Below are 12400 nucleotides of genomic sequence, written 5' to 3' on the forward strand. Positions count from 1 at the left end.
CACCTTAGCCCCTCAGCCCGCGCCAGAGGATCGCCGGCAGCTTGCGCCAGCGCGGCCGATGATAAAAATCCACCAGCTTCTGCGCCACCGCTTCCTGACCCCGGTGGGTAATAAACCAGGGCGGTAGGGGCATCAGCGTCAGTTCGCCATGCCACAGACTGCGCGGAAACGGCCGAAACGGCGCCTCAATCACCGTGCGCTCGGTTTTCTCCAGCATAAAGCTGTTATGCACCTTGCCCCGCCCGCTCTGAATATCGTCGAGCGTGTGGCCGGGAAACGCGCCCCACGGGCAAGGGGCCAACAGGAAGGCCACCCCGCTCCAGCAGTTGATCGCCACCGTGCCGTAGCGCAGCTCAGCGATTAACGCGTTAAAACGCTTACGTCCAATCGCTTTACGGGTGCGCGGATGGATCACAATATTGGCCCCCAGCGTGCCCTGCAGCCGCTGATTCGCATAGCCGATCGCCTGGCGCAGAAAACTTTCCGCACTGTCGGCCTCAAGACGAGTGACCGACAGCCCCGGGCCAAAGACCTCCTGCTGACAGAGCGCCGGGTCATCGTCGGTGTTCGCCACAATCAACGGCAGCGCGTCGCCACGCGCTATCTCCAGCGGCTGGCGGGCGCGCAGGCGAAAGTCGGTCAGCCTTTTTTCAGCGCCGGGGTAGTAGTCCGGACGGGTGTTCGCGGCGATCAGCCGGTACAGCTGATTCAGCAAGCCCGTCGCTGGCTCCCAGCCCTGCTGCAGGATCAGCACCTGGCTGGCCACGCAGTTAAACCCGCCGTTGTTCATCTTCTGCGTCGCCAGCTGCTGCGCCTGAAAAGCGATATCCGCCTCGCTCCACGGCCCGGGTACGATAATGGTAGGGCTGACGCCGCCCAGCTCCGAAGTCACCCGACGCGGGTTCAGCGGCGTCCTGGCGGCCCGACGCTGGCGAGCCGCTTCACCGTCGCCCCAGACGATGACGTCATGGGTCTCGCGAGAGCCGGTGATATGGATCTCATCGACAGCGGGATGGCTGGTCAGCCATGCTCCCGCCTGGGCGTCGCCGGTGACGATGCGGAGCGCATCCATGGCAATCAGCGGTGCCAGGGCCTGGGCCAGCAGATCGTGCAGATAATCATTCACCGGGTTGAGCTTCAGCAGGCAGACCTGATTTTCAATAAACAGCTTGTGTAGCACATCCAGTGGCGCAATCGAGGCCACATTGCCGGCGCCAAGCACCAGCGCCAGCTTGCCCTGCCGCGCGGCCGGCGGGATGTCGTATGCCCGCGCCGCATAGCGGTCGAGATGGGCCCGGGTGACGCCTGGCTGCATCCATATCTCAGCGCGAACTCCAGACAGCAACAGTCGATCCCAGAGCGTGCCGGGCACCACCCGCAGCGCCAGGCGGCCGTCCGCCAGCGTCCGCAGCGGGATCCGCCGCAGAAAGGTCTTCTCTTCCAGCTGCTCCAGGGTGGCGATGAGCCCGTTGCAGCCGACCATTAGCGCGCAGGGGCCCGCCAGCCACTCCTCCCCCGCCAGCGGATCGCCCGCCGGCAGCCCTTTGGCCGCCGCCGCCGCGGCCACCCACGCCGGGGCAATACCAGCCAGGGCATCCTTGATCTGGCGCAGCAGCGCCAGACGACGGTTCACTGAGGTTTCCGCCCAACGCTGGCGCGCCGCCGACAAGGCGTACAGGGCAGCATCATACTGAGAGCAGGTCGTCAGACCGGGTCGCGCATGGCTCATTTTCCCTCACTCATTAAAATCTCTCCGTAGGCCTGGCGCAGTTGATTTTTGAGCACCTTACCCGTGGCGCTGACCGGTAGCGCGTCGACAAATATCACCCGGTCCGGGATCTGCCACTTTGGCACCCGCGTCTCAAACCAGGTCAGCAGATCGGTCTCTTCCACTTCGCCCCCTTCCGCGCGAACGCACAGCAGCACCGGCCGCTCGTCCCAGCGCGGATGACGGGCGGCGATGGCCGCCGCGCTGCGCACCGCCGGATGCGCGATGGCGATATTCTCCAGCTCAACGGTGGAGATCCACTCGCCACCGGACTTGATAATATCCTTTGCCCGATCGCAGATCACCAGATAACCATTGGCGTCGAGCGTACCGATATCGCCGGTATCAAACCAGCCTCCCGCGGTCAGGGCGCTCGCGTCCTGACCATAGTACTGCTCCACCACCCAGTGCCCTCTGACCTGCAGATACCCCTGACTTTGACCATCCCGGGGCAACGGTTCGCCATCCACGTCCACTACCTGCAGTTCGATGCCGAATATGGGCCGCCCCTGACCGGCGCGCTGCTTTTGCTGCTCCTGTGCCGGGAGCGCGTCATGTTTGCTCAACGGCGTGTTGATGGTGCCGATAGGCGATGTTTCGGTCATTCCCCAGGCGTGGGTCAGTTCAATGCCGTAATCACGCTGAAAGGCCTCGGCCATCGACGGCGGCAGCGCGGAGCCGCCAACCAGTGCACGTTTAAATTCAGGCAGCCGGACCTCTGTCCGGCGCATCGCCGCCAGCAAGCCGGCCCAGATCACCGGCACGCCAAACCCCACCGTTACCTTCTCGGCGGCCAGCAGCTGCAGCAGGCTGTCGCCATCGAGGTGCGGCCCCGGCAGCACCAGCCGCGCGCCGACCATGGCGGCGATAAACGGCGTCCCCCACGCGTTGACATGGAACATCGGCACCACCGGCAACAGGCTGTCCTTCGCCGATATGCCGGCGGCGTCCGGCTGGTTGCCGCTCAGGGCGTGCAGGACCAGCGAACGATGGGTATTCAACACCCCTTTCGGCCGGCCGGTAGTTCCCGAGGTGTAGCAGAGCGAAGCTGGGGTCAGTTCATTGAGCTGCGGCCAGCGATAGTCTACTGTCCCCTGCTGCAACAGATCGTCAAAAAACAGCAATGAGGGCAACTGGCTGAGCGCCGCTTCGCTGCGGGGTTCCATCAGCACGATGTGTTTCACCGTCGGCAGCTGCGGCAGCAGCTGCGCCACCAGTGGCAGAAAGGTCTGGTCAAAAAACAGCACTTCGTCGGCAGCGTCGTTGAGGATATACCGCAGATGGTCAACCGACAGCCGCGGGTTGACAGTGTGTGTCACCCAGCCGCCGGAGGCGACGGCAAAATAGATCTCCAGGTGGCGGCGATTGTTCCATGCCAGGGTAGCGCAGCGGGCGCCTGGCGGCAGCCCCAGCGACGCCAGCGCCGACGCCAGCCGCTGAGCGCGGCTGGCCACCTCCCCCCAGCTGCTGCGCTCCTGCTCACCGCCAGTACTCACCGAGACAATCTCGGTCTCGCTGTGATATTGCGCCGCATGGCCGAGCAGCGCGGCAGTGGTGAGATCCTGATAAATCATCGGTGACGGCATTACGGGGTCTCCTTTACAGACTTCCGGCAGGGAACAGGGTCGCGGCGCGATCGTGCGGGCGCCTATTGAATCTGGTCTACATTTGCCGGTCTGCACAAAAAAACGTACAGAAATCAGCGGTCACGCACAAAATAGAGTAAGAAATGATTCAGGAGGAAAAAGACGAAATCATAACAGGCAGGTCATTGCTCAGGGCGGGTATCGCCCGGCAGCGGGCCGGGCGATAGCAGTGGGGATTTACAGCAGCGCTTTCGCTTTAGCGAGCACGTTGTCGACGGTGAAGCCGAACTCTTCGAACAGCTGCTCAGCCGGCGCAGACTCACCGAAGGTGGTCATGCCAACGATAGCGCCGTTCAGGCCAACGTATTTGAACCAGTAGTCCGCGATACCGGCTTCTACCGCGACGCGGGCAGAAACGGCTTTCGGCAGTACGGATTCACGATAAGCGGCATCCTGCTTGTCGAACGCGTCGGTGGACGGCATGGAGACCACGCGCGCCTTCACGCCTTCGGCAGTCAGTTTGTCCCACGCGGCCACTGCCAGCTCCACTTCGGAACCGGTGGCGATGAAGATCAGCTCCGGCTGGCCGGCACAATCTTTCAGCACGTAACCGCCACGAGCGACGTTTGCCAGCTGCTCTGCGGTACGCTCCTGCTGCGCCAGGTTCTGACGGGAGAGGATCAGCGCGGTCGGGCCGTCCTGACGCTCTACGCCATATTTCCACGCAATCGCGGATTCAACCTGGTCACACGGACGCCAGGTGGACATGTTCGGCGTCACGCGCAGGGAAGCCACCTGCTCTACCGGCTGATGAGTCGGGCCGTCTTCACCCAGACCGATGGAGTCGTGGGTGTAGACCATCACCTGACGCTGTTTCATCAGCGCGGCCATACGTACCGCATTACGCGCGTATTCCACGAACATCAGGAAGGTGGAGGTGTACGGCAGGAAACCGCCGTGCAGCGCGATACCGTTGGCGATAGCGGTCATACCGAATTCACGCACGCCGTAATGAATGTAGTTACCCGCGGTGTCTTCGTTGATCGGCTTAGAACCAGACCACAGGGTCAGGTTGGACGGCGCCAGGTCAGCGGAGCCGCCGAGGAATTCCGGCAGCAGCGGGCCGAAGGCTTCGATAGCATTCTGCGACGCTTTACGGCTGGCGATTTTCGCCGGGTTAGCCTGCAGCTTCGCGATGAACTCGTTAGCTTTGGCGTCGAAGTCAGACGGCATTTCACCTTTCATACGACGGGTGAATTCGGCCGCTTCCTGCGGGAAGGCTTTCGCGTAGGCAGCAAACTTCTCATTCCACGCCGCTTCTTTCGCCTGGCCGGCTTCTTTGGCATCCCACTGCGCATAGATGTCAGACGGGATGTCAAACGGCGCGTGTTTCCAGCCCAGCGCTTCGCGGGTCAGCGCGATTTCTGCGTCGCCCAGCGGTGCGCCGTGGGAGTCGTGGGTACCGGCTTTGTTCGGCGAACCAAAACCAATGATGGTTTTGCACATCAGCAGGGACGGTTTGTCGGTGACCGCACGCGCTTCTTCTACTGCGCGTTTGATGGCGTCAGCGTCGTGACCGTCCACGCCGCGCACCACGTGCCAGCCGTAGGCTTCAAAGCGTTTCGCGGTATCGTCGGTGAACCAGCCTTCAACGTGGCCGTCGATGGAGATGCCGTTGTCATCATAGAAGGCCACCAGTTTGCCCAGCTTCAGGGTCCCGGCCAGGGAGCACACTTCGTGAGAAATGCCTTCCATCATGCAGCCGTCGCCCATGAAGGCGTAGGTGTAGTGGTCGACGATATCGTGGCCCGGACGGTTGAACTGCGCCGCCAGAGTTTTCTCGGCAATAGCCATCCCGACCGCGTTAGCGATACCCTGGCCCAGCGGACCGGTGGTGGTTTCCACGCCCGCGGTGTAGCCGACTTCCGGGTGACCCGGGGTTTTGGAGTGCAGCTGGCGGAAGTTTTTCAGCTCGGATATCGGCAGATCGTAGCCAGTGAGGTGCAGCAGGCTGTAAATCAGCATCGAACCATGGCCATTTGACAACACAAAACGGTCACGGTCAGCCCAGGCCGGATTGTTCGGGTTATGGTTCAGGAAATCACGCCACAGCACTTCGGCAATGTCAGCCATACCCATCGGGGCCCCCGGGTGGCCGGATTTGGCTTTCTGTACAGCGTCCATGCTCAGGGCGCGCAGCGCGTTGGCGCATTGGCAGCGAATGGTTTTTGTCGTCTTCATCAGTCTTTATCCCTGCGGCTTACAGCATCTGCTGAATCTGTTGTTCCAGTTTCACCTGATCGACAGCAAACAGTCGGATCCCTTCCGCTAGTTTTTCCACTGCCATGGGATCCTGATGATGCTGCCAGAGAAACTCCGCCTGCGTCATCGGGCTGGGACGAGTTTCCGTCACGCAGCCGGGGGTCAACTGGCGGGTCAACACTCCTTCGCTGGCCGCCAGCTCGTCCAGCAGTGCTGGAGAGATAGTCAGGCGATCGCAGCCCGCCAGCGCCTGGATCTGCTCAATACGACGGAAGCTGGCGCCCATTACCACCGTGTCATAGCCATGGGATTTGTAATACTGATAAATCTGGCGCACAGAGACCACGCCCGGATCGCTGTCCACCTGATAGGCTGACTGCGGCTGGTGCTTCTGATACCAGTCGTAGATGCGGCCCACAAAGGGCGAGATGAGAAAGACGCCCGCTTCGGCGCATGCCCGGGCCTGAGCGAAAGAGAACAGCAGCGTCAGGTTGCAGTTTATACCGCTCTGCTCCAGCTCTTCGGCAGCGCGAATGCCCTCCCAGGTGGCGGCGAGCTTAATTAGAATCCGCTCGGGACCAATGCCATTTTTTTCATATAACTGGATGAGCTTGCGCGCCTTCGCGACGCACATCCCGCGATCCCAGGCAAAGCGGGCATCCACTTCGGTGGAGATACGCCCGGGCACATGGCGCAGCACCTCGCTGCCGATATCCACTGCCACCTGATCGCAGGCGTTAATCAATTGTGTTTCTGCGCTGCCTCCCTGGCGGCGTGCCTTGCCAATCGCATCGGCAATCAGCGGCTGATACTGCGGCAGCTGCGCGGCCTTCAGCACCAGCGAGGGGTTGGTGGTCGCATCCTGGGGTGCAAACTTTTTAATCGATTCAATATCGCCGGTATCAGCAACAACCGTGGTGTATTTTTTCAGTTCGTCTAACTGGCTCATCATCTGTTCCTTATCTTACGACTGCGGAGATTAATCTCTGGCATGCTGGTGTTCGTAATAATCAATACGTTCCACTTTGGGCGCGGAGCCGCCGCCTTCATATTCGGACTCAAGCCACGCCTGAATAATTTTTTTGCCCAGCTCAGTGCCAATCACCCGCGCGCCGAGGGTAATAATCTGCGCGTTGTTACTTTTACGCGCTCGCTCAGCGGAGAAGGTATCGTGACACTGGGCGGCACGGACCCCGGGGACTTTATTGGCCACAATACTCATCCCAATGCCGGTACCGCAGATCAGAATGCCGCGCTCGTGTTCGCCCTGTTTAATCGACATCGCCACCGCATGGGCAACATCCGGATAAACGGTACTCCCCTGGCGCTTATCGCTGCTGTAATCCGCGACGTTTATTCCCAGCCCATTCAAATAAGCGACGATAGTATCGCGAAAAGCATAGGCGGCATCATCCGCACCAATAGCGATTGTTTTCATGGTTATTTCCTTAATTTAACAGTACGTCTTAATGACAATTCGGGTAAAACGAAATTTGGTCGCCGGGCTGAATAATTTGTGGTGGTTCGCCGTAAAGGTGTACCGTCCCGGGTAATTCAGCGATATCTGCGCCATCAAAATTTAGCGTGATATGGCCAAGCTGTCGTAAATTTGCCGTTGCCACACGGCCTACCGCGGTCACCCGATAATTTTTATCATTTAATTTCATTCGCTGACCGGGCGATAACTCGGCGGTCAGTTCGCTGGCCTGGTGTACGGCGCAATAACTCGCAATATCGTCGGGAACGGCATCGGAGAATAAAATAAGCCGCTGCTCCCGCAAAGAGCACTCAACATATTCCCCGACGGCGGTAATTCGTAATGAATACAACGGCACGCTCATACTATTTGTGTCCTTTGGCGGCAGGGGAAGATAATGTCACGCTCTCTTCACTTTTCGCGTCTTTCAAAGGTTCAGCGGCTGGCGCCCGCTTTTTCAGCCGTTTATCAAACCAGGCGACCAGTATCGGCGCGGTGATCATGGTGATAATGCTCGCCGTCGCCAGCTGCGCGGTGGCGGCATCCACGTACATCGCCAGCGAAGGATCCGCCTGGGCAACCATCGCAGGCGTCAGCGCTGAGCTGGCGGCGGTGGTTCCCAGCGCGGCGCCCAGCGCGCTTTTCTTCTTCAAAAACAGGTTGTAGATAAAGTAGAACACAATCCCGGTGAGCGCGGAGATAATCCCCAACAGGATCCCGGACAGGCCGGCGGTAAACACCGTATTGATGCTGGAGTTGGCGCCGATGGCGAACGACATAATAATGATCACCAGCGGCTGCGCCGCGGCGCATAACTGTTTAAAACGTTCGTCCAGATTGCCCCACAGCATGCCAATCAGCAGCGGGATAAGCATCGACAGCAGCGCGGCGAAGGGAATATTGGCCAGGCCGCTGACGCCCAGCACCATCATGGTGACAAACGGACCATCCTTGATGCAGAACACGGAGATCGCCCCGGCATCACTGGCATCGCCATAGTTGCTGCACAATGCGATATAGAGGGAGCTGTTCGAGCTGGTCAGGCAGGCAATCAGCGCCAGGGTCGATATCCCGAGAAATCCGCTCGGGCCAAACAACGTTCCCGCGGCCCATACCGCCAGGGCCCCGGCCAGACATTTGAGAAACAGCAGCACGGCGCCTTTATAGAGCGGCAAACCGGCCTGACGGATATTGATTGAGGTTCCGCAAATGAGCAAAAATATGCCCATCATGGCGCTGGAACCGACTTTAAATAAAGCGGTGGTTGGGCCGCCAATGCTGAGCACCTGGGGAGCAAAGGTATTAATCAATATTGCCACCAGCAGTGGAATAATGATTAGCCCACCGGGCACCTTATTCATTTTCTCAAGTATATTAATATTCATAGGGTGACTCTTAAATTAAGATTTAACAGAGATAACGACGCAATACTACCCTGACGACCATTACGTCGTTTATTTTTTATTAGATGACTGGGTTATTGCTGTGCTTCTTGATAAATTCGGTCAACAATGATGCCAATAATATCTTCCGGTCCGGTTAACCCTCCTTTTCCGACACAAATTAAGCCGGCATAATCACCACCAATAATCCGCACCATATCGGTTTGCGGGATGACATAGTCAATCATTTCTATTCCGGTCGCGCCCAGCTCTTTTAGGACATTGACCATGGTGTCACCGCCGGTCATATACAATCCTTTAATTTCACCCGACGCACAGTTAAGCACCTCGCGTACAATACTGCCCAATCCGTGGTTAATATTTTGCGCAGCCTCACCGTGGGCCAGACCAAATCTCTGCTCCTCTTCCTGAAGGTTTAGCAACCGCCCGGTCAAGGCGGATTCAAAAACAAAGAGCGCGTTGTGCTGCGCCGGAACGCACTGTCGGGCATGCTGTACCACGCGATTGACTTCAATCTCAGCGGCGTTTTTCCTGTCAACCAACAGCTCGGCATCAACCGGGATATGGCAGACCCGGTCATCCCTGGCGATCAAATACTGGAGCTGTTTTTTGGTTACTGGCGTTGCGCTGCCGGCAACGATCAAAATCGAGCCGCGCTGGCCGTCCGCTGTCAGGCTCGCGGGCGCGCTGCTCCGCGCTTCGCGCATCAGGCCGCGACGAACCGCCAGCCGTTCGGTAAAGGGCCCCGGATCGACGGCCAGCACGTTCCAGTTCAGGGCCACTACCGCCCCGGCGATGGCATCGACATCGTCGACGGTTATCGCATCGACCACTATCACCCGCACGCCGCGTTGCTGTTGCTCCTGCAAATCCTGCTGGATTTGCCCTTCGCCTTTCATCACCGACGTCAGCGCGATATGCCCGACCTGATGATGGGTCTGCGCCGCCAACAGTCCCGGCACCCACGACTCGGTGACCGGGGTACGTACATCGCGAGCCACATCGGTCCGCGACAGGGCTACCGAATCAATCACCGAATAACCGCCGACGAGAATACGCCGTGACTGCGGCATCGCCGGCACCACAACCGCCACCGTCTCCTGCGGCAGTTGTTCCAGCATGGCATCGATTTCAAATCCGATGCCGCCGCGCAGCGTGGTATCAATCCGCTTGGTGAAGTAGTGCGCGCCGCGAGCCTGCAGCTGTTTCACCGCAGCGCTCACTTTGTGCTGGGCCTCCGCTTTCGGCAATGGGCGGCTGTCGCTGCTGACGACCATCGCCGGATACTCGACCTCATTGCGGGAGAAGGATTCGGTATCGAAAAACGCGGCGGTTTTTAAACCGCTACGTGCCAGCAGCACCCCGACGGTGGTCGCCCCGGTCAAATCGTCAGCCACGATCCCAAGCTTTCCGCCTTCCCCTTGTGGCCAGACCATCTCAATGCAGGCAGGCGTCACCCCGGAGACGTAGATCCCTTCGTGTATAAATTCCGCCAGCGGGCCGCTTTTGCCGGTGGGATGCAGGTTAATGGTGGGAATTCCCCGCTTCGGATAGAGTCCGCAGCGCAGCGTGCCGCCGCAGTCGATGACCATTAAACCAATCTCTTCTGCCGGCGGTTCGCCATTTTTGAATACATCAATGGAGGGCCAGCCGGTCAGTTCGCTCAGGCGGTCCACGACCGGGGGACGGATCCCCCCGGTAATGTACGCAATCTTTTTTCCCTGACCCAGCGTGATAGTCAGAGGCCCACCCCAGCCCTTACAGCCCTTGCTAATCAACAGATGTTTTTCCATTTCTCTGTCCTCGTGATTCGCATGAACCTCAGCGATTATTGATGCTTCATTTTCCAGTAACGGGCCGCCACCAGCGTCGACTCCAGCATACTGACAGTACCCGCCTTACCGGTACCGGCGATATCAAACGCCGTCCCATGGTCAACGGAGCTGCGCATAAACGGCAGGCCGAAGGTAATGGTGATTGAACGTTCAAAGTCGAGGGTTTTACAGGCGATATGCCCCTGATCGTGATACAGCGAGAGAATGGCGTCGTAGCGCCCCTGTTTGCCGAGATGGAACACGGAATCGGCCGGTACCGGCCCGATAGCGTTGATCCCCATCTCCTGGGCCGCTTTCACCGCCGGGATCAGATTGTCTGCCTCTTCGTGACCAAAAAGACCGTTGTCGGAACCATGCGGGTTCAGGGCGGCCACGGCAATACGCGGATTGTTGATGTTCAGGGCAGTAAATTCATGATGGATCTGCTGAACGCAGGCCAGCACCCGCGCTTTATTGGCATAGTCACAGGCAGCTTTTAGCGCCATATGGCGGCTCACGAAGAAGACGCGCAGGTTGTGGACGTGGAACATAGTCAAGCCATAATCAGATTGGGTTTCCACCTGATAGATTTCGGTATGGCCCGGGAGCTTACATCCCGCCAGCTTGATGGCTTCCTTATGAATAGGTGCAGTAGAGACCACGTCGATCAGCCCCGCTTTGCCCAGTTCGATCGACTTCATCACATAGTCCAGCGACATTTGCCCCGCCAGCTTCTGCACCTTGCCCCATTCGATGCTGTCGCAGTCGTAGTCGCCGGTTTCCAGGACATCCAGCGTCCCCCAGCTGAAACGGGCCTCCTGAGGATGAGCAATTTTATGGATAGCAAAATCGCAGCCCATGATTTTCATCGCCCGGCTGATAATCGGTACCGAGCCGATCAGGAACGGTTTGCACTCGTCATACACGCTTTTGTCCATCATGGTGGCCACTGTGATCTCTGGGCCGATCCCTGCCGGATCGCCGATGGTAATCGCCACAACGGGTTTTTTCTCTGCTGACATCATGCGCCTCTCTTGTCTCAGTTGATTGTTCATATGTTCATAGTCAAATCATATGCTCAAAACATTACCTGATGAATGAGCCGCCATTAGTGATGAGGATCACATAAAAAAATTCATAGATTTTTTTCATCGAAAAATGTGATCTAACATATGTTCATGTACTGATAAAAAGTTCAACCTCAATACAGGGTATGACACCCACATTTTGCAAGCGTTTGATTTTATTAACAGGAGAAGCAAAGATGACCCCGATATGGTTAGGAACCAGCTGGAAAATGAATAAGCCGCTGTCGCAGGCCATGGCCTGGTGCGAAACGCTGGCAGCGCGGATGCCTGAGGGCTGTCACCCTGCTATTCAGCCCTTCGTCATTCCCCCCTTCACCGCGATCCAACCCGTCAGCCATTTTCTGCAAATGCATCAGTTACCACTTTTGACCGGCGCGCAGAATATGCATGAAGCGGATCAGGGCGCCTGGACCGGGGAAATCTCGGCGGCCATGTTGGCAGAAACCGGCGCCACGCTTGTTGAGCTGGGACATTCAGAACGACGCGCCGCCTTTAATGAAAGCGATGCCGCGATTAATCGAAAAGTACATAGCGCCTTAGGTCATGGCCTGCGCCCACTGATCTGTATTGGCGATAGCGCCGAGGAGAAACGCTGGCAGGTGTCGCGTGAAAGCGTGGTGCGGCAGATGAAGATCGCCCTGTATGGCCTGAGCCACCAGCAAGCGCTGCAGATCCTGATTGCGTATGAACCGGTGTGGGCCATTGGCGAACATGGTACGCCCGCCTCACCGCAGGAGGCGGGCGTCATTCATCAGGCGTTGCGTGAGGCGCTTTGCGAGCGGTTTGGTCATGAGACGGGAATCCGTATCCCACTGCTCTATGGCGGCAGCGTTACACTGCAAAACGCGGTGGAACTGCTGCGCCAGCCGGAGATCAATGGCTTGTTTATCGGCCGCGCGGCCTGGGACGCACAAGGCTATTGCGACATTGTTCAACGCGTTACACAGGAATTTATTTTGCAGGCGCAGTAATATAAGAGGGACACCAGAGATGGAAATTCCA

Annotated in this window: 10 protein-coding genes; 1 reads left to right on the top strand and 9 read right to left on the bottom strand. The window is 58.4% G+C overall.

What is annotated here, in order from left to right:
* Window positions 1–4: 4 nt before the first annotated feature.
* From SP68_RS16210 to pdxA, 9 genes are all read right to left on the bottom strand, one after another.
* The gene (locus SP68_RS16210; protein ID WP_032739561.1) at window positions 5–1729 is read right to left on the bottom strand and encodes an aldehyde dehydrogenase family protein; all 1725 of its coding nucleotides are present in this window, start codon (window positions 1727–1729) and stop codon (window positions 5–7) included.
* The gene (locus SP68_RS16215; protein ID WP_023322319.1) at window positions 1726–3354 is read right to left on the bottom strand and encodes a long-chain fatty acid--CoA ligase; all 1629 of its coding nucleotides are present in this window, start codon (window positions 3352–3354) and stop codon (window positions 1726–1728) included. Before SP68_RS16215 ends, SP68_RS16210 begins: the two co-directional genes overlap by 4 nt.
* 237 nt (window positions 3355–3591) lie before the next feature.
* Window positions 3592–5595 carry a transketolase gene (gene tkt, locus SP68_RS16220; protein ID WP_040975715.1) on the bottom strand — a complete coding sequence of 668 codons (2004 nt, stop codon included), beginning with the start codon at window positions 5593–5595 and terminating at the stop codon, window positions 3592–3594.
* Window positions 5596–5614: 19 nt separating this feature from the next.
* Window positions 5615–6565 (bottom strand): transaldolase, encoded by a 951-nt coding sequence (gene tal / locus SP68_RS16225; protein ID WP_004147958.1) that lies wholly within the window; start codon window positions 6563–6565, stop codon window positions 5615–5617.
* A gap of 30 nt (window positions 6566–6595) precedes the next feature.
* Window positions 6596–7054 (bottom strand): ribose 5-phosphate isomerase B, encoded by a 459-nt coding sequence (rpiB, locus tag SP68_RS16230; RefSeq protein ID WP_008806013.1) that lies wholly within the window; start codon window positions 7052–7054, stop codon window positions 6596–6598.
* 28 nt (window positions 7055–7082) lie between these two features.
* Complete coding sequence (locus SP68_RS16235; RefSeq protein ID WP_008806012.1) at window positions 7083–7457, bottom strand: PTS glucitol/sorbitol transporter subunit IIA; 375 nt, start codon at window positions 7455–7457, stop codon at window positions 7083–7085.
* Window position 7458: 1 nt separating this feature from the next.
* Window positions 7459–8478: a 2-keto-3-deoxygluconate permease gene (locus SP68_RS16240; RefSeq protein ID WP_004204602.1), complete on the bottom strand. Its 1020-nt coding sequence runs from the start codon at window positions 8476–8478 to the stop codon at window positions 7459–7461.
* A 92-nt stretch (window positions 8479–8570) separates the two neighbouring features.
* Window positions 8571–10289: a four-carbon acid sugar kinase family protein gene (locus SP68_RS16245; RefSeq protein WP_012968563.1), complete on the bottom strand. Its 1719-nt coding sequence runs from the start codon at window positions 10287–10289 to the stop codon at window positions 8571–8573.
* 35 nt (window positions 10290–10324) lie between these two features.
* The gene (gene pdxA / locus SP68_RS16250; RefSeq protein ID WP_008806010.1) at window positions 10325–11332 is read right to left on the bottom strand and encodes a 4-hydroxythreonine-4-phosphate dehydrogenase PdxA; all 1008 of its coding nucleotides are present in this window, start codon (window positions 11330–11332) and stop codon (window positions 10325–10327) included.
* Between the two features lie 242 nt (window positions 11333–11574).
* Between pdxA and SP68_RS16255 the strand changes: the two genes are divergently transcribed.
* On the top strand, window positions 11575–12369 hold the full coding sequence (locus tag SP68_RS16255; protein ID WP_008806009.1) for a triose-phosphate isomerase: 795 nt from the start codon (window positions 11575–11577) through the stop codon (window positions 12367–12369).
* The last annotated feature ends 31 nt before the right edge of the window (window positions 12370–12400 follow it).

Origin of the sequence: Klebsiella variicola, assembly GCF_000828055.2 — a bacterium.
Lineage (GTDB): Bacteria > Pseudomonadota > Gammaproteobacteria > Enterobacterales > Enterobacteriaceae > Klebsiella > Klebsiella variicola.